The following is a 17159-nucleotide window of genomic DNA, read 5'->3' as shown; positions in this document are numbered from 1 at the left end:
CCCCGCGTCACACACCCAGGCCGGCGTCCCGTGCCAGCAGGGCGGCCTGCACCCTGTTATCGCACTCCAGCTTGGCGAGGATGCGGCTCACGTACGTCTTGACCGTGGCCTCGCTCATGTGGATCCGCTGACCGGCGTCCGCGTTGGACAGGCCCTCGCCCAGGAGCGCCAGGACGTCCCGTTCGCGGGCGGTCAGCTTCTCCAGCCGACGACGGGCGTCCTCCGCGCGCCGCGTGGTCCCGCCGGAGGCCAGCGAGTCCACGACATGCCGGGTCGCACCCGGCGACAGGTACGCCTCTCCGGCCGCCGCCGCCCGCACGGCACGCATGAGCTCCGCGGGCGCCGAGTCCTTCAGCAGGAAGCCGGCGCTGCCCTCGGCCAGGGCGCGCAGCACGTTGTGCCGTTCCCCGAACGTCGTCAGTATCAGCACCCGCACCTGGGGAGCGGTCCGGCGCAGCTCCGCCAGGGCCGTCAGCCCGTCCATGACCGGCATCTGGATGTCGAGCAGGGCGACGTCGATCCGCTGGGCGCGGGCGAGTTCGACCGCCTCACGGCCGTCCGCCGCCTCGGCGACGACGTCGATGTCGTCGGCCGAGGACAGGATCATCCTGATGCCCGCCCGGATGAGCGGCTCGTCATCCGTCACAAGAACCCTGATCACGACTCTCCTGAGCGGTGCTGAGCGGTCATCTCTGCGGGCATCCGGCCATCATGCCCGATCGCCCGGACTGCCGTGCCGCGGAGGCGCGTTGGCTCAGAGCGCCGTCTCGAAGGACTTCTTCTCGATCAGCTTGCCGTCCTTGAAGCAGAACCGGAAGACCGGCTCCGCATCCCAACTGCTGCCGAGGTCGGAGGAGAGGAGGGTGAGGCACTTCGCGCCGTCGGGTACCGGCGGGGCGCCGTCCCCCGGGCCGGTGTTCAGGAACGAGTCGCCCTGCGGCAACAGCTCGCGGACGGACTTCTCGGACTGCCCGATCGTCACCGCGTCGTACTGCGCGGGGTCGATCATCGTCTTGTCCGCCTCCCGTACGAGGAAGACCCCTGCGATGACCACCACGATCACGAGCACGACGGCGACCAGAGCCACCACTCCGCACCCGATGGCTATGCCGTTGCCCCTCTTGGTCCTGTTCACTGCCTTGGCCAACTCCTTAGGGAGACCGTTCCAGTCGATGACCGGATCACTCTCACCTGCGGAGTCCGCCGAATTCTGCGCCCGAAAGTCGTCCGGCGGAGCGACGAACGTCGTCCTCGCGTCACCGGGCGACGTGTACGGCAGGACGCCGGCCAGCCGGAACCCACCGTCCGGCGTGGGACCCGCGTGCACCATGCCGCCGACGAGCCGGGCCCGCTCCTCGAGGCCGGTCAGCCCCTGGCCTCCGCTCGCCACACCGCTGTTCACCGGTGCCGCGACCGGGCCGTTGGCGACCTCCACGACGAGCGAGTCCGGCTCGTACCGCAGGCCGATGGTGATCGATGCACTCGGAGCGTGTTTGTGGGCGTTGGTCAGGCCCTCCTGGACGACGCGGTACGCCGCATGGTCGGCGGTCGGCGCGAGCGGGCGCACCTCGCCCGAGCGCCGGATCTCCACGGGCGTGCCTGCTTTCCGGGACGTCTCCGCGAGGCTGTCCATGCCGGCGACCCCACGTGCCGGAGCCCCGGGGTCCTCGCCGCTCGCCCCCTGGGACGTCCCCCCGGCGCGGGCGGCGTCCGCGCCCTCCCTCAGCACGCCGACCACGTCGCGCAGTTCGTGCATCGCGGCCACCGACGCCTCCCGCAGCACACCGACGGCCTCGCGCTGCTGCCCGGTCAGCTCACGGTCCACCTCCAGCGCGCCGGTGTGCACCGCGATCAGCGCGAGCTGATGGCCGAGGCTGTCGTGCATGTCCTGCGCGATGCGCTGACGCTCCAGCATCCTCGCTTGTCCGACGATCATCAACCGCTCGCGCAGGAGCTGGGCGTTGTACTCGTGGAGGGTGTCGGTCAGCGTCCGGCGCTGCGACCAGTAACGTCCCGCGAGACCCGGTACGAGGATCGGGACCAGAAGCAACACCCCGGCGAATGCCAGGAGCGACAACGACGTGTGCGGCTCCGACAGGAGGCTCAGGCCCAGGGTGAGAGCGTAGGTGAGTCCGAAGACCGCGCACGCCCTGCCGAGGCCGTCGATCCGTCGCCCGGCGGACCAGGCGACGACGAGGAGCAGCGGCGCGAAACCGATGAACGGCGCGGAGCCGGCCCCGGTGGCCAGCAGCACGGAGGCGGGCAGCCCACGCCGCAGGAGCGACAGCAGCCCGGCTGCCAGGCCGATACCGACGGCCTGCACGACGCTCTTGTCGTCCGTGAGCCCGGCGCCCGTCGCCAGCAGCGCGAGGGCCAGGCTCAGGAGCGATTCGCCCACGATGCGCCCGGTCGGCCACATCCCGGGCGCGAAGAGAGCGCGCCCCGGTACGGCCGACCAGGACGCCGGACGCGCCCTCACCGCCGAGGGCTGCGGGGCGGGAGTTGCGGGGGCCATGGAATCCACACGAGTCACGCGCCCACGGTAGAGAACCCCGGCAGGACACCGCTGTCACCGTTCGTCGCGACGGCGGACGACGAAAGTCGTTGCCTGCGCGGGGGTTACGCGTGCTTGAGGTCGTCGAGGAAGGCCGCCCAGGCGCCGGTCCGGCTCGGTCCGCCTGCATGCGTCGCGTACCGGCCTCCAACTGTCCGATGAAGGAGCCGCTGACGAACAGAAGGGGTCCCGAGGTCCTCCTGCGAGAGGCCTGCCGCCTCCTGCCGGTGGCGTAGTTCGGCGCCCAGGAGGGCCCGGGGCGAGGCGGAGGGGTCGAGCTTCTTGGGTCCGGGCAAGGCGACTCCCCGTGGAACACGTGCGGGTGTTGGAACTGCGTGTCTTCCACGGTAGCGACGAATTGGCCACGCTGTGTAGGCATACCCACTACTCAGCGTGGAAATGGGGAAGATCATGATGACGGCTACGGAACGGCGCAAAGAGGCAGCGGGCAGAGTGCGGGCTGCGGAGGACGCGGTGGCGCGGCTGCGGGCCGGGCTCGCGGGGGTCGGCGTGAAGCTGCCGTCGCTGCGGATCGACCCGGTGTCGTCTGCGGGCGACGAGCCGTCGCCCCTCGTCGACCTCGGCCGGTGCTCGATCGAGACGGCGCTGCGGCTGAGCGCACAGCTCGAAGCGAAGGCCGCTCATGACAGTTGAAGGACTGGAGCCGTGCAAGCCGGAGCCCGGCACGTTCGCGGTGGACGGCCGGGACGGCCGGGTGGGCCGGGTGATGGGCCGGGTCGGGCCGTACGTACAGCTGCGCCCGCCGGGCGGCGGCGCGGAATGGGACTGCCCGCCGGAAGCCGTCCGGCCGGCCCCGCCGGGGCTGGTGCTGCGTGCGCGGGTGAAAGAGATCAACTGGGAGGGGCGGCTGCCGTCATGAGCGGGAGGCACCTGCCCTGAGGTCGCTCCGCGGTCACGTCCGGGTGACCGCCGTGCCGGCCGCCGGTGGAGTACCGCGAGGACGGTGTGCGCCGGCGGCAGGGCCAGGGCGCCGGCGAGCAGCAGGAAGACAAGCGTCCGGGGAGTGGGATGTGGGAGGGACGGCGGTCTCCCTCTGCCTGCTCCACGACGCGCTCGGGGACACCTGCGGAGAGGTCACTGCGAGCGTCACACGATCGTGGGACGCTGGTGGGAGCGGCGGTGTGCCGCGAGGAAGTCGATCTACGCTCCCACGTACGGCCACAGGAGGAGGGACCTGCGATGACCGCCGCGATGGTCGAAAGCGATCAGGGCTCTGAAGGCCGCCCGTGGGACTACCTGCTGCGCACCTGGCAGGAACTGGACGTGCCCGAGGGGTGGCGCGCCGAGATCGACGAAGGGCAGATCGTCTTGGTACCGCCGCCTCATGCGCACCACAACAGCATCGCCGAAACGGTGCAGCGTCTGCTGTACCGGGGCCTCCCCGATGAACTGGGGATCTATCAGACGCTCGGTGTGCACGTTGCGCCTCTCGACAAGCTCTACGTTCCGGACCTCGTCGTGCTGCCGAGAGAGCTCGTCACCGCCGCCGATCCGGAGATCAGTGATCCTATGGACGCGTCGGAAGCACTGCTGATCGTCGAGATCACCTCCAAGGGGAACGCCCGGGAGGACAGGACGAAGAAGTACCGCGCCTACGCGCGGGCAGGGGTCGCGATGTATCTGCTGATCGACCGGTTCGGCACACGCGGGGCGATGGCCACGTTGTTCACGGAGCCGAACGAGGACGGAACGTACAAGCGCTCCGACCCCGTGCCCTTCGGGAAGCCGCTTCGGCTGCCCGAACCTTTCGACGTCACCCTGCCCACAGCCGACTTTCCCGTCTGAGGGGAGCGCAGCCTTCCCCCGGATGTGTCAGAGAATCGGCCGAAGACGGCCATGCCGGGCACGGACCGCGGCCTGGGCGTACCTGACAGCGGGGCCGGCTCCAACAGGAAGCCGGCCCCGCCTCTGCGCATGGTGCGTCAGGTTCTATATGCGGTAGCTGTCGTAGTAGGTGCCGACCTGGGCGTGATAACCCGGGTCACCCGCATGCTTGTGCTTGTCGAACTCCGGGGAGTCCTTGATCTGGTCCTTGGTCAGGTCGACGAAGACCGTCTTGTGCTCCGTGTCGATCCCCTTGACCGTCCCTGCCGGAAGCAGGACGCTCTTGCCGAAGATCCAGACGCCGGTGTCGACGACGATGTAGGCCGAGCCCACCTCGTCGGAGTGCTTGTCGACCTTGCCGATGCTTCCGTCCGTCGCCTCGACCGAGAATCCGGTCAGGTCGGCGCCCGCGGTGTGGCCGCTCGTAGGCTGGTAGCCCCACAGGTTGTTGCTCATATTTGGCTCCTTCCTCGACGGTTCATTCGGCGCGGCGAATCCCTTGTGAGGGGAGAAGTGCCGCTCACTTGTCGGCTTCCCGCGCTTTTCCGGTCCACACATGGTGAATTCGGTGAACACAGCGATAAACGCGGGTGGCTCAGGACCCGAAAGTCCTGAGCCACCCGCGTTCTTACTGGTCGGAGCCGTCTACCAGCGGTACCATCGGCCGCGCTTGCCGCCGCCGGCCGCCGGACGCACGAAGAATCCGATGAGCCAGACCACAAGTACGATCACCGCGATCCACCACAGTGCCTTGAGTGCGAAACCGGCACCGAAAAGGATCAGGGCGAGCAGAAGAACGAGAAGCAGGGGAACCATTTTTATCAACCTCCGAGGCATCTGGTGCCCGGCAATCCTTTTCCTACACACACGTGTTCCCGGGGAAAATCTCGCGACCTTCTCGTGACCACTCACGGCCGGGCCGGCGCCCCGTTCGCGCTCCCTTGTTCGCGTGGCCCCGCCGGGTCACGCGACCTTGGGCCCGCACCGCATGCCGATGTAGACGCAGCCCGTGCCGTCCTCCAGCGTGGAGAAGACCACGGGCATGTAGTCCTCGCTGAACGCCGCGCCCACCCCCGTGCCGGCGAAGACCGTCCCGGTCACCGGTGTCAGATCGATCTCCAGGGGTTCGGAGAAGTCCTTCATGCCGTCGACGAACTCGTACACCACGTGCCCCGCACCGTCCCGCTCGGTGACGGTGATGACCACACCTTCGCGCCGGTACGTGCCGATGAGCGGCGCGAGGTCGACCGAGGGCGGCTCGGCCGGAGGGGCGAAAGGGTCAGGCATCGTCACCCCGGCCAGCTCGGCGAGCAGTTCCCGGTAGAGCGCCGCGTACAGCTCGCGCGCGCCGCCGCCGTTGGTGAGCAGGGCGACCGCGACACCCGCCGAGGGCACCGCGCGCAGGTAGCCGTACTGCCCGATGGACGCGCCGTCGTGGCCGTAGCCCTGGACGCCGTCCCAGTCGTACAGGGTCCAGCCCAGCCCCCAGCCGTCCGCGCTGACCGTCCACTTGTCGGGTGAGTCGGCCACGCGCTGCTGCATCAGGGCGACGGTCTCCTCGGACAGCACGCGCGTGCCGTCCGGCGCTAGGCCGCCGCTGAGGTGCATCCCCGCGAGCCGCACGACGTCCCCGGCCGTGGCGATGACCCTGCCGTACGGTCCTGCCGAGCGTGGCATCAGGTCCCAGGAGGGTGCCGGGTCAGGATCCTGACCCGCCTCGCCCAGATGTCCCATCGCCGCGCGGAACCGCAGCGCCTCCTCGGGCAGCGTCATGGTGTGCGTGACGCCGAGCGGTGTGAGGAGCAGGTCCTTCAGGGCCTCGTCCCAGACCTTGCCGGTCACGACCTCGATGATCCGGCCGAGGACGTTGTAGCCGACGCTGCTGTAGGAGAGCGCCGTGCCGGGCGGGCAGTCGAGCGTCACGTTCCGCGCGGCCTCGACGTACTTGGCGAGGCAGTCGTCGCCACGCCCGCTGTCGTGAGTGAAGTCGCAGGTGAGGCCGCTGGTGTGACTGAGCAGCCGACGCGTGGTGATCGTCCTCGTCGCGTGGGGGTCGGCGACGGAGAACTCCGGCAGTACGTCCACTACCGGTGCGTCCAGGTCGAGTTGCCCTGACTCGGCGAGTCGCATGATCAGAGTGGCTGTGTAGATCTTGGCGATCGAGCCCATCTGGAAGACCGAGTCGGTCGTGGCCTCCACGCCCGTGCCGCGGTGCAGGACGCCAGAGGCCAGCTCGTGGACGGTTCCGTCGACGAGGATCGCCAGTGACGCGGCGGGGACGTGGTGCTCGGCGCGCAAGGTGTCGAGGCGGGCCTGCCAGTAGGCGAGGTCCAGCTTGCGGCCCGCAGAGTTCCGTGCCCCCCAGGCGCCCTCGGCGTCCCAGCTGCCCTGCTCGTCCCACGTCACGACGTTCTTCGGCATGTCGGCCCCCACTCGATGCGTACAACGTTACTTGATGCGAACACCGTACGCAGAAAATAACACTGTACGCAAGATGCGTACAGTGTCCGCTAGGGTGGGGTGAGGAAGCGGGACGAGCAGGGACGAGGGGCCTATGCCAGCTGACAAGAAGCCGAACGCATCGGTGTGGACCCGTCCGCGCCCCCGGCAGCGGGAGCAGCTGACCCGTGAACAGATCGTGGCGGCAGCCATCGAGCTGCTGGACGCGGAGGGCATCGAGGCGCTCAGCATGCGCAAGCTCGGCACCCGTCTGAACGCCGCGGCCACATCTCTCTACCGGCACGTGGCCAACAAGGACGAGCTGATCGAACTGGTCGTGGACGATGTCTACGGCGAGCTGGAGGTGCCGCCCGCCTCCGACCGCACCCGGTGGCGCGCCGGCGTCACCGGCACCGCCACCGAACTGCGGGACATGACCCTGCGCCACCCCTGGATCGCCTCCGAGATCGGCCAGGTCGGTCTCGTCCACGTCGGCCCCAACGCCATGCGGTTGGCGGCGGGGCTGCTCGCGCAGTTCGAGGCGGCGGGTTTCCCCGCGCACGAGAAGGACCAGGCGATGGGGACGCTCACGGCCTACGTCATCGGGATCGCGACCTCCGAGGCCGCTTACCTCTCGCTGATCGCCCGCCACGGCAAGACCGAGCAGGAGTGGGTGGAGAGCCTGCGTCCCACCTTCGACGAGGCCTTCGACGAGGCGTCGAGGGAACACCGGGAACACCTGCGGCTGCGGGAGGGGAACGCGAGCCGGCGGGACGTGCACCCGCAGCAGATCCGCGATGCCGACTTCGCGTACGGACTCGACCGCGTCCTCGACGGCCTGGAGGCGCGACTCCAAGGCCCGAGCGACTCCAGGCCTGAGCGACTTCAGGCCTGAGCGACTCCCCGCCTGAGCGGAAACGCCGACGACGATACCCCCGCATGATGCGTGCCTGGATACCGTCGCCGGAGGGTTTCCGGTCAGACGCCCGCGGGCTCCTTCGCCGGGCTGCCGCCCGACGCGGCGGCGGGGCCGGTGGCCGCGACCGTGGAGTGGGCCGGTTCCTGGGAGACGTTGAACTCCGTCATCAGCGCCTTGCTGAAGCCGAAGAAGTACGTGGCGACGAAGCCCGCCACGTAGCCGACGACGAGACCGCCCGCGTAGATCGCGATCGTCGAGCCGAGGCCGTGGTTGCCGTCCAGGAGGGGGAACAGGGCCCAGCCGGAAGGGCCGATGGCGGTCGAGCCGACCGAGTCGCCGAGCTGGTTGAACAGGCCCACGAAGCCGCCGCCGAAGGCGCCGCCCACACAGGCCGTGATGAACGGGCGGCCCAGAGGGAGCGAGACGCCGTAGATCAGGGGTTCGCCGACGCCCAGCAGGCCGGCGGGCATGGCGGACCTGATGGTCCTGCGGATCGACTCGTTCCGGGGAAGGCGGAGGTAGACCGCGGCGGCCGCGCCGACCTGGCCGGCTCCGGCCATCGCGAGGATCGGGAGCAGGACCGTGAAGCCCTGCTGCTCGATCAGCGTCGTGTGGATCGGGATCAGTGCCTGGTGCAGGCCGAGCATCACCAGGGGCAGGAAGAAGCCGCCGAGCAGGAAGCCGGCGCCCGCGCCGCCCGTGGAGAGCAGCCAGTCGGCGAACGTGCCGACGGCGGAGGAGACCTCACCGGCCACGTACATCAGGCCGAAGATCGTGACGAGGCCGGAGATCAGGACCGTGAGCGTCGGGGTGACCAGGACGTCCAGCGCCTCGGGCACCCAGCGACGGCACCACTTCTCGACGTACACCGCGAGGACCGCCGCACCGAGGGCGCCGAGGACGCCGCCCTGGCCGGGGGAGAGGGGCTGGCCGAAGGCGTCGATGTTCGCGACGCCGGGGAAGACGATGATCGCCGCGACGGCGCCGCCGAGGATCGGCGTACCGCCGAACTCCTTCGCCGTGTTGTAGCCGACGAAGACCGCGATCAGAGCCATGAAGCCGGAGGCCATCGCCGCCAGGGCGGGGGTGACCGAGGTCAGCCAGCCGAGGTTCACCAGCAGGCCGTTGAGGCCTGCGATGACGCCGCAGCCGATCAGGGCGGGGATCAGCGGGACGAAGATGTTCGCGATCCTGCGCAGGAACAGCTTGATGGGGGTGGAGTTCCTCGTCTTCTGCTGTGCCTTGATGGCCGCGCCCTTGTCGGCCAGCTTCTCGGCCGTGGGGACGGGTCCGGGGGTCTCGGACGCCCGGCCCTCCTCGACCAGCTGCTCGAACTCGGGGGTGACCCGGGCGACGGTGCCGGGGCCGAGGACGATCTGGTAGGTGTCGTCCTCGACCACGCCCATCACGGCGGGGACCGCCTTGAGGGCCTCGTCGTCGACGAGGGTGCGGTCGTGCAGGCCCAGCCGGAGCCGGGTCATGCAATGGGCGATCGAGCTGACGTTCGCGGCGCCACCGACAAGCGGCAGGATCGCGGCGGCAGTGGCGCGGTTCTTGTCTTCAGTAGCCATGTGCGTGCTGCCTTGCTGTGCGGGGAGTGGTGCGTCAGGTGGTGCGGACAGCCGTGAGGGCGGTGCGGAGGTGGCCTCGGGAATCGGCCAGGAGCGTGGCGGCGGTGGGGCCGTCGACCCCGCCGAGGATGGTGAGGACGGCGTTCTTCACCTCGCCGTCGGTAGCGGTGAGCGCCGCCTCGATCTCCTGGTCGGAGGCGCCGGTGGCGAGGGAGACGATCCGGCGGGAGCGGGCGCGGAGCTTCTCGTTCGACGCGCGTACGTCGACCATGAGGTTCCCGTACGTCTTGCCGAGCCGGATCATCGTGATCGTCGAGAGCATGTTCAGGACGAGCTTCTGCGCCGTGCCCGCCTTGAGACGGGTGGAGCCGGTGAGCAGCTCGGGGCCGACGACGATTTCCAGGCCGTGCTCGGCCGCAGCGGCGAGCGCGGAGTCGGCGTTGCAGGAGAGGCCGATGGTGAGCGCGCCCTTGGTACGGGCGTGTTCGACGGCCCCGATGGCGTACGGGGTGCGGCCGGAGGCCGAGATCCCGACCACCGTGTCGTCGGCGGTGAGGCTCAGGCCGTCGAGGTCGGCGGCGGCCAGCTCCTTGCTGTCCTCGGCCCCTTCGACGGCCTTGACCATGGCGGAGGGGCCGCCCGCGATCAGTCCGATGACCTCGGACGGGTCGGTGTTGAAGGTGGGCGGGCACTCGCTGGCGTCCAGCACACCGAGACGGCCGGCGGTGCCGGCGCCCGCGTAGATCAGCCGTCCGCCGCGTGCCATGCGCTCGGCGGTGGCATCGATCGCGGCCGCGATCCGAGGCAGCTTCTCGGCCACGGCGGCGGGGACGGTGGCGTCATCGCCGTTCATGATGCGGGCTATCTCCTGCGTCGGCAGCCGGTCGATCTCGGCGAGCTCCGGCCGGAACGCCTCCGTGGTGAGGGTGGCGAGCTGGGCGCGCAGGTCGCCGTATCCGCCCTGGGCGTTTGCGTCGGCGTTTGCGTCGGTGGTGGGGGTCACGGGGCTCTGCTTTCTCGTTCTCGTACGGTGCTCGGTGCGGGTGCGGCCGGGGTCAGCGGCGGTTGCGCGGGGTGTGACGGTGGGCGAGCGCCTCGTACGAGGCGGACAGCGCGGGTGCGGCCGTCTCGTACGTCCGCTGGGCGACCCCTATGAAGAGGCAGTCGACGACGAGGAGCTGGCTCGTGCGGCTCGACATGGCGGCGGGCCGCAGCTCGCTCTCCCGGGCGGTCGACGTCGTCAGCACGTGGTCGGCGTACTGCGAGACCGGTCCGTCCGGGCGGCCGGTGATCGCGATCGTCGTCGCTCCGCGGTCGAAGGCGACCCGGAGCGGCTCGATGACGTCACCCGTGGAGCCTGAGTGGGTGATCGCGATGGCCACGTCGCCGGAGCGGAGCTGCACCGCGTTGGTCACGGCGAGGTGCGGGTCCATGTGGGCGTGGGCTATCAGGCCGATGCGCAGCAGCTTCTGTGCCAGGTCCTGGCCGACCAGGGAGGACGCGCCGACGCCGTAGACATCGATGCGGCGCGCGGTCGCGGCGGCGGCCACGGCGGCCCCGAGCTGCACGGTGTCGAGACCGGCGGCCGTGTCGGCGAGGGTCTGCTGCTCGTCGTGGGCGAGCTTTGCGACCACGTCCGCGATGGGGTCGTCGACCGCGATGTCGGCGGTGACGGCGGGCGCCCGGCCGGACTGCTGATGAGCGGCGAGGCCGGCGAGCGCGAGGCGCAGGTCCCGGTAGCCCGGGTAGCCCAGGAGGCGGGCGGTGCGGACGACGGTCGCCTCGCTGGTACCGGTGAGCTCGGCGAGACCGGTGACGGTGAGGGCGGCGCACCCGGCGGGGTCCCCCGCGACCGCTTCGGCGACCCGCTGCATGGAACGGGTCATGGACGGAGCGAGGGTCCGCACCTTGGCTGCGAGGGCTGCGGGGGCGGGCGGCGAGTCCGGGTTGAAACTTTCCTTCACGTCATTGGTCACGTCTGAAAGATATTTTCACGGGTTGATCCCGTCAACCCCCCCTTTGATCCCGTGGTCCCTGCCTCTGGAGGGCGAGCTCGGGCGTGTCGGCAGCAGGGGACAATGGGCCCATGGAGTTGAACAGCCTGGAACAGGAGCTGCACACCGCGCGTGCGCTGGTGATGGCCGACCTCGTGGCGGGCGACGTCGCAGAGGCCGGAATCGTCTCGATGGTCGAGGACGCGGTCGCCCACCGGCGATGGTGGGTCGAGCAGTGGCCCGAGGGCGTGGCCTTCGTCCTGGGGCTCGTGGCCCAGGACGTCCAGGACGCTCTCCTGGAGCGGCACGGACGCTGGCCGCTGTGCCCGGTGTGCACGGAGGAAGGGCCGCACGCCCTGGAGGTCGAGCCGGAGCTCGGCCTCGATCCGCACTGGGTCTGCACGAAGGCGACGGTGTCCGTCGCACGGGTGGGTTCGCTCGCCGAGGTGCTCGGCCGGTGACCGTCTACATCGACCCGCCGACCTGGCCGGGGCACGGCCGCATGTGGTCGCACCTGGTCAGCGACGAGTCGTTCGCCGAGCTGCACGCCTTCGCCGCCACGATCGGCTGCCCGCCCCGCGCCTTCGAACGCGACCACTACGACATCCCCGAGGCGCGTTACGCGGATGCGGTGCGTGCCGGGGCGCGGGAGGTCGGGTCGAAGGAGATCGTGCGCCGGCTCACCGACGCGGGATTGCGGCGCCCGAAGGGGCGGCCCGCTCCTCGCTGACGGGCGCCGGTGTGCTCGCCGCGATCCGGCGGGACGGCGTACCGTCGCCGCGCAGCCGCATCGAGACCGTCACGGCCACCAGACCGAGTACCAGCATCGCGGCGCCCGCCCAGGCCGTGGCCCGGAAGCCGAAGCCCGCGTCGATCACCGCGCCGCCCAGCCACGGGCCGCTGGTGTTGCCCAGGTTGAAAGCGGCCGTGGTCGTCGCCCCCGCCAGTGTCGGGGCCACCCCCGCGACGTTGAACATACGGGCGTTGAGCGCCGGTGCCGTGTAGAACGCGGACAGCCCCAGCAGGAACGCCAGGACGACCACCGCTGCCTGGTTCGACGCGAACAGGGCCAGGGCCACCAGGAAGACCGTCGAGGCGCTGATGCCGCTCAGCAGCACACCGAAGAGGTGCGCGTCCGCGACCCGGCCGCCGATCGTCGTACCGATCACCGCGCCGACGCCGAACAGCCCGAGCACCCACGGCACCCAGCCCTGATCCAGTCCGGCCACATCCGTCAGCAGCGGCGCGAGATAGCTGAACGCGCAGAACACGCCGCCCGCCGCGAGCGCCGTGATCACGATCGACAGCCACACCTGACGGTCCCGGTAGATCGCGACCTCCCGCTTGAGCTGCGGCTTCTCATCCGGCAGCGGAATGCGCGGGATGCGTGTGACGACGCCGACCAGTGCCACGGCGGACGCCGCGCCCACCGCCCAGAACGCCGAACGCCATCCGAAGCTCTCGCCGAGGAAGGCGCCCAGCGGCACGCCCAGGACGTTGGCGATCGACAGGCCGCCGATCATCACGGCCATCGCCCTGGCCCGCGCGTTCACCGGCACCATCGCGATGGCGACCGCGGCGCCGACCGCCCAGAAGCCGGCGCACGCCAGCGCACTCACCACCCGGGAGGCGAACAGCACCTCGTACGTCGGTGCCAGCGCGCCCGCGACCTGGCCCAGCCCGAAGACGGTGATGAGCGCGACGAGGGTCGTACGGCGAGGCAGCCGCAGGGTGGCGACGGCCAGCAGGGGGGCGCCGACCACCATGCCGATCGCGAAAGCGGATATGAGGAGGCCTGCCTGCGGGAGCGACACGTCCATGTCGTCAGCTATGGGCGGCAGCAGCCCCGACAGCATGAACTCACTGGTACCGAGGGCGAAGACCGCGAGGCCGAGAATGTAGACGGCCATCGGCATACGGGGACGGCTGGAAGCGGAATCGGGCATGACAGTTGCCAACAGTGCTGTCGTCCCTGTCATTCCCCCGTCTCGAGGGGTGAGCGGCTCAGCGGGTGAGCAGCTCCAGCTCGGTGGTGAGGTTCTGCCGCGCCCTCGGCTCCCACTCCGCCGCGCCATGGGGCGTACGGAACAGCCTGGGCAGCTCCAGCAGCTGCCGCAGGACGGCGGCCCGCCCCTCGCGGAACGCGTCGTCCGGGACGAAGCCGTACTCCTCCCGTACCTGAGCCGCGTACGCGGCGTACTCCTTGGGGGCCGCCGCCAGGATCGCGAGGTCCGCGTCGCACAGCACCTCACCGTTGGTGTCGCCGTCCGCAGGGTCGTGCGTGACGGTGAGCCGGACCAGCCGGGCGACCTCGGCCGCCGCCGCGTCGGGGACACCGGCCTCGGGCAGGGCACGTTCGGCGAGCGCCGCGCTGCGTTCCTCGTTCTCGGAGCGGTCGGGGCGGTAGACCGCGTCGTGGAACCAGACGGCGAGGCGCACCAGGTCCGGGTCGGAGGCGTGGCCGGCCAGGGTGTCGACGCGGTCCAGGGCCTGGGCCAGGTGGGCGGTGGTGTGGTACCGCCGCTGAGGTTCGGCCCAGCGCGCGAGGAGGGCATCGGCGTACGGGTCAGGATCGGGCCCGTGGCCCGTCCCGCCGCGTGCGGCGAGCAGGGTCTCGCGCCAGCGGCCACGGAGTGCGCCGCCGGTGGCGTTTGGGCTTGCGGAGGTGCCGCTGTCGCTCATACCCCGAGGGTAGGACGTACGCCCCGCCCGCACGGCCGTCACCCGGTCCCGCCCCCGGTCGGCGGGCCGGGTGAGGGACCCGCCGCTCAGTGACCGGGCGCCGTGTCCAGGGCCAGTGCCGCGTACGTCGCCAGCCAGTGGTCCGAGGAGAAGTCCCCGGAGGACACCGTCGGCAGACCGAAGGCGAGATGGGCCTCGGCCGACGCCAGGAGCGCGGTACGGGCCGGGCCGTCCGGGAGTGCGCCGGCGATCGAACGGAGGGCGGCCGCCCGGCTCAGGGTGAGACCGAGGAGGTGGCCGATCTGGGGATCGGCGTGATCGGAGACCACCGGCGGGTCGAGCAGCGTGGAGTCGGGCGTGGCGGAGACCAGAGCCGGCAGGAACGCGGCGATCCAGGTACGGAACTCCTCCACCGGCAGCACACGCCGCATCGCGTCCGCCTCGGCCAGGGCGGGGGAGAGGAAGTCCTGGCCGGAGGGTTCCCAGTGGGCGGGGGCGTCGTGGTCGTCGGTGAACCAGACCCGCAGCCGGTCCGTCGCCGCGTCGAGGACCGGTGCGGGCAGCCCGGCTGTCCCGCCCGCGTCGAGGATCAGGCCCAGGCCGAACGCGCTGTTGTTGTGGACGCCGTGCCGGACCGGGTACGTGGCCTTGGGCAGCCAGGCGCCGAGCAGGTCACCGACCGCTGCCACGCCGGGGGCCAGGGAGTCGGCCCAGCGGTCGCCGTCGGCCGTGGCGAGGGCCCGGCACTCCGCGGCGAGCGCGATCAGCCAGGCCCAGCCGTAGGGACGCTCGAAGTGCGGCCGGCCGCGCAGGTAGGACGCCTCGACGGCGATGTTCTCGGGGGTCAGGTGGGTGTCGAGCACCTCGCGGATACGGGTGATGAGGGTGGCCGGAAGATCACCGGTGGTGGAGAAGCGGCGCGTGAGGCGGACGAGCAGCCAGTGCATGTGCACCGTGGAGTGCCAGTCGTAGCCCCCGTAGAACGCGGGGTGCAGCGTACGGGGCGCGACGAGTTCCTCGGGCCCGGTGTAGAGGTGGGCGGGCGCGTTGGGGTATTCGCGTACGACGTTGGCGAGGGCCAGTTCCGCGAAGGGGACGGCGTACGCGGCAGGGAGCGCGGGGGACATCCGGGGACTCCAGAGGGGTCGGCGAGCGGCTCGGGTCAGGGGGCGGCTCGGGCCAGGGGTGATTTCGGGCAGGGGGTGAGGGGAGGTTCGGGTCAGAAGGCGAAGAGGGCCATGAGGGCGACGTTGCAGACCAGCAGGGCCGCTGCCGTGGGGAGCTGGGCCTTGATCGGGCCGTACTGGTCCTTGAGTTCGAGGAGCGCCGCCGGGACGAGGTTGAAGTTGGCGGCCATCGGCGTGACGAGCGTGCCGCAGAAACCGCACAGCATGCCGATCGCGAGGACCGCGGGCGCGTTGCCGTTCATCTGCTCGATGAGGACGGGCCAGCCGATCGCGGCGGTCATGACCGGGAACGCGGCGAAGGCATTGCCCATGACGATGGTGAACAGCGCCATGCCGCAGCAGTAGACGGCCACGGCCACGAACTTCTGACCGTCCGGCAGCACCGCCTCGCTGATCCTCCTGACCTGCTCCCCGACGCCGGCGGTCTGGAAGATCGAGCCGAGGACGGAGAGCAGCTGAGGCAGGATCAGCGCCCAGCCCATCGATTCGAGCATGTTGCGGCCGGAGTGCAGCGGTACGGAGACCTTCCGCTCGCGCAGGAGCACCATGCCCACGGCCAACGCGGCGACAGCGCCGACGCCCAGGCCGAGAATGGTCTCGTACCCCGGCTCCAGGACCGGTTCGCCACCGATCTCCCAGTTCTTCACCAGCGTCGCGCAGACCATCGCGACGACGGGGATGGTGAGGGCCGGGAGGAACAGCTTGTTGCCGAGACGGGCGGCCGAGGCCGCGCGCTTCTCGCGGGACGGAGTGTGTGACTCGCCCTTGCCGGTGAGACCGCAGCCGCCCAGGACGATCAGGATCAGGACGGCGACGCCCAGGGGTTCGGCGGGGAGGGACTCGTCGACGACTCCGGTGGAGTAGAAGAACGCGGCGCCCAGCAGACCCCAGAAGCCGGCGGAGCCGAAGCGCTTGGGGTTGGTGCGGTCCATGGCCATCTGCACGGCCATGACGAGGAACACCGCGCCGACCAGCCAGAAGAAGTGCTCGGACTTGATCACTTGGCGTCCTCCGTCCGGAGCCCGGCGTGTGCCGTCAGGTCGTTCTCGGCTGCGGCGACGGCGAGTTCGCGCTCCAGCTGCCGGTCCAGGTTGAGCAGGCGGGCCCCGTGGATCAGGAAGGCGCAGATCGCTGAGGGGATCGCCCACAGGGCCAGGTGCAGGGGCTCGAGGTGCTGGCCGTACGTGGAGTTCACGAAGCCGGTGATCAGCAGGATCGACCCGATGGCGATGAAGCAGTCCTCGCCGAAGAACACTCCGATGGTGTCGGCGCCGGACGCGTGCGAGCGGACCTTCTCGCGCAGCTTCTGCGGCAGCGGACGGCCGGCCTTGGCCTCGGCGGCCGCCTCGGCCATCGGGGCGATCAGGGGCCGCACACTCTGCGCGGGGCCACCGATGCTGGTGAGGCCGACCGAGGCGGTGAGCTGCCGTATCAGCAGGTAGAGCGTAAGGAAACGGCCGGTGGTCAGCTTGCCCAGCTTGCCGATGAGGGTACGGGCCTGCTCCTGCAGGCCGTAGCGCTCCAGGAGCCCGATGACGGGCAGAGTGATGACGAAGACGGTCACCGAGCGGGAAGAGGCGAAGCTGCTGCCGAACGTGGCCAGCACCTCCTGCGGCGAGAGCTTGCCGAGCAGCCCCGTGACGATGCCGGCGGCACCCACCACGAGCAGAGGATTGCGGCGGGTGGCGAATCCGAGGATCACCACGAGCACGCCGAGGAGAACGATCACGCGTCGGCCTTCTTCCGCGCAGGGACGTGGCGGTGCACGAGCCTGCTCAGACGGGGGTATTAACGCGAGACCTTAAGGTCTTGTTCAACAATCCCACAAGGGTGCGAGTTACATCGATCGGAATCGGCGGTGCGGGAGGCCAGGGTGGCGGGTGGCTTGTCTGAATACGCCCGTGTCCGGGACGGAATGGGGGCACTCCGGGAGTGCAGCAGCGGAGTGTGGATCAGGGGACGATCCGG

19 protein-coding genes and 1 pseudogene are annotated in these 17159 nt (G+C 70.5%); 6 read left to right on the top strand and 14 right to left on the bottom strand.

Features of this window, described 5'->3' with window-relative positions; all coding sequences use genetic code 11:
• Nucleotides 1–7: 7 nt before the first annotated feature.
• The 3 genes and pseudogenes from ACWD04_RS09115 to ACWD04_RS09105 all read right to left on the bottom strand — a co-directional run.
• Entirely contained in the window at nucleotides 8–661 is a 654-nt protein-coding gene (locus tag ACWD04_RS09115; protein ID WP_451129696.1) for a response regulator transcription factor, read from the bottom strand.
• Between the two features lie 93 nt (nucleotides 662–754).
• On the bottom strand, nucleotides 755–2419 hold the full coding sequence (locus ACWD04_RS09110) for a sensor histidine kinase (RefSeq protein ID WP_451130003.1): 1665 nt from the start codon (nucleotides 2417–2419) through the stop codon (nucleotides 755–757).
• A 247-nt stretch (nucleotides 2420–2666) separates the two neighbouring features.
• Nucleotides 2667–2850: pseudogene (locus tag ACWD04_RS09105) on the bottom strand (helix-turn-helix domain-containing protein); the annotation flags it as partial.
• 103 nt (nucleotides 2851–2953) lie between these two features.
• Here ACWD04_RS09105 and ACWD04_RS09100 point away from each other — a divergent pair.
• The 3 genes from ACWD04_RS09100 to ACWD04_RS09090 all read left to right on the top strand — a co-directional run bounded on the left by ACWD04_RS09100 (nucleotide 2954) and on the right by ACWD04_RS09090 (nucleotide 4360).
• On the top strand, nucleotides 2954–3208 hold the full coding sequence (locus tag ACWD04_RS09100; RefSeq protein ID WP_451129694.1) for a hypothetical protein: 255 nt from the start codon (nucleotides 2954–2956) through the stop codon (nucleotides 3206–3208).
• A complete protein-coding gene (locus ACWD04_RS09095; RefSeq protein WP_451129692.1) occupies nucleotides 3198–3434 on the top strand; it encodes a hypothetical protein in 237 nt (78 codons plus the stop codon). The genes ACWD04_RS09100 and ACWD04_RS09095 overlap by 11 nt, the downstream gene beginning before the upstream one ends.
• Nucleotides 3435–3754: 320 nt before the next feature.
• Complete coding sequence (locus tag ACWD04_RS09090) at nucleotides 3755–4360, top strand: Uma2 family endonuclease (RefSeq protein ID WP_451129690.1); 606 nt, start codon at nucleotides 3755–3757, stop codon at nucleotides 4358–4360.
• Nucleotides 4361–4504: 144 nt separating this feature from the next.
• Here the strand turns inward: ACWD04_RS09090 and ACWD04_RS09085 are convergent, their stop codons facing one another.
• The 3 genes from ACWD04_RS09085 to ACWD04_RS09075 form a co-directional block, all read right to left on the bottom strand.
• Nucleotides 4505–4855, bottom strand: a complete 351-nt coding sequence (locus ACWD04_RS09085; RefSeq protein WP_451129688.1) for a PRC-barrel domain-containing protein — start codon at nucleotides 4853–4855, stop codon at nucleotides 4505–4507.
• A gap of 189 nt (nucleotides 4856–5044) precedes the next feature.
• The gene (locus ACWD04_RS09080; RefSeq protein ID WP_031093367.1) at nucleotides 5045–5215 is read right to left on the bottom strand and encodes a hypothetical protein; all 171 of its coding nucleotides are present in this window, start codon (nucleotides 5213–5215) and stop codon (nucleotides 5045–5047) included.
• A 147-nt stretch (nucleotides 5216–5362) separates the two neighbouring features.
• Nucleotides 5363–6820 carry a serine hydrolase domain-containing protein gene (locus ACWD04_RS09075; protein ID WP_451129685.1) on the bottom strand — a complete coding sequence of 486 codons (1458 nt, stop codon included), beginning with the start codon at nucleotides 6818–6820 and terminating at the stop codon, nucleotides 5363–5365.
• A gap of 133 nt (nucleotides 6821–6953) precedes the next feature.
• Here ACWD04_RS09075 and ACWD04_RS09070 point away from each other — a divergent pair, with 133 nt between their 5' ends.
• Entirely contained in the window at nucleotides 6954–7733 is a 780-nt protein-coding gene (locus ACWD04_RS09070; protein ID WP_451129683.1) for a TetR/AcrR family transcriptional regulator, read from the top strand.
• A gap of 83 nt (nucleotides 7734–7816) precedes the next feature.
• Here the strand turns inward: ACWD04_RS09070 and ACWD04_RS09065 are convergent, their stop codons facing one another.
• Genes ACWD04_RS09065 through ACWD04_RS09055 form a run of 3 tightly spaced genes read right to left on the bottom strand, consistent with a single transcriptional unit; the run spans nucleotide 7817 to nucleotide 11304 of the window.
• Nucleotides 7817–9328 (bottom strand): PTS transporter subunit EIIC, encoded by a 1512-nt coding sequence (locus ACWD04_RS09065; RefSeq protein ID WP_451129681.1) that lies wholly within the window; start codon nucleotides 9326–9328, stop codon nucleotides 7817–7819.
• 34 nt (nucleotides 9329–9362) lie between these two features.
• Nucleotides 9363–10331 (bottom strand): N-acetylmuramic acid 6-phosphate etherase, encoded by a 969-nt coding sequence (murQ, locus tag ACWD04_RS09060; RefSeq protein WP_451129679.1) that lies wholly within the window; start codon nucleotides 10329–10331, stop codon nucleotides 9363–9365.
• Nucleotides 10332–10383: 52 nt separating this feature from the next.
• A complete protein-coding gene (locus ACWD04_RS09055; protein ID WP_451129677.1) occupies nucleotides 10384–11304 on the bottom strand; it encodes a MurR/RpiR family transcriptional regulator in 921 nt (306 codons plus the stop codon).
• 110 nt (nucleotides 11305–11414) lie between these two features.
• Here ACWD04_RS09055 and ACWD04_RS09050 point away from each other — a divergent pair, with 110 nt between their 5' ends.
• Nucleotides 11415–11783 (top strand): hypothetical protein, encoded by a 369-nt coding sequence (locus ACWD04_RS09050; RefSeq protein ID WP_451129675.1) that lies wholly within the window; start codon nucleotides 11415–11417, stop codon nucleotides 11781–11783.
• Nucleotides 11780–12052 (top strand): DUF4031 domain-containing protein, encoded by a 273-nt coding sequence (locus ACWD04_RS09045; RefSeq protein ID WP_451129673.1) that lies wholly within the window; start codon nucleotides 11780–11782, stop codon nucleotides 12050–12052. Before ACWD04_RS09050 ends, ACWD04_RS09045 begins: the two co-directional genes overlap by 4 nt.
• Here the strand turns inward: ACWD04_RS09045 and ACWD04_RS09040 are convergent.
• The 5 genes from ACWD04_RS09040 to ACWD04_RS09020 form a co-directional block, all read right to left on the bottom strand.
• Nucleotides 12003–13238, bottom strand: a complete 1236-nt coding sequence (locus ACWD04_RS09040; RefSeq protein ID WP_451130001.1) for a Cmx/CmrA family chloramphenicol efflux MFS transporter — start codon at nucleotides 13236–13238, stop codon at nucleotides 12003–12005. The two genes, ACWD04_RS09045 and ACWD04_RS09040, sit on opposite strands and share 50 nt — an antisense overlap.
• Before the next feature lie 88 nt (nucleotides 13239–13326).
• Nucleotides 13327–14004 (bottom strand): HD domain-containing protein, encoded by a 678-nt coding sequence (locus tag ACWD04_RS09035; protein ID WP_451129671.1) that lies wholly within the window; start codon nucleotides 14002–14004, stop codon nucleotides 13327–13329.
• Nucleotides 14005–14090: 86 nt separating this feature from the next.
• A complete protein-coding gene (locus ACWD04_RS09030) occupies nucleotides 14091–15131 on the bottom strand; it encodes a DUF2891 domain-containing protein (protein WP_451129669.1) in 1041 nt (346 codons plus the stop codon).
• Between the two features lie 92 nt (nucleotides 15132–15223).
• Nucleotides 15224–16192, bottom strand: coding sequence for a DUF979 domain-containing protein (locus ACWD04_RS09025; RefSeq protein ID WP_451129667.1), 969 nt, complete (start codon nucleotides 16190–16192; stop codon nucleotides 15224–15226).
• Entirely contained in the window at nucleotides 16189–16920 is a 732-nt protein-coding gene (locus tag ACWD04_RS09020) for a DUF969 domain-containing protein (RefSeq protein WP_451129665.1), read from the bottom strand. The genes ACWD04_RS09025 and ACWD04_RS09020 overlap by 4 nt, the downstream gene beginning before the upstream one ends.
• Between the last annotated feature and the right edge of the window lie 239 nt (nucleotides 16921–17159).

Source organism: Streptomyces sp. NPDC002911 (assembly GCF_053591835.1).
The sequence above is the reverse complement of the archived record's forward strand: the minus strand, read 5'-3'. Positions and strand labels throughout refer to the sequence as shown.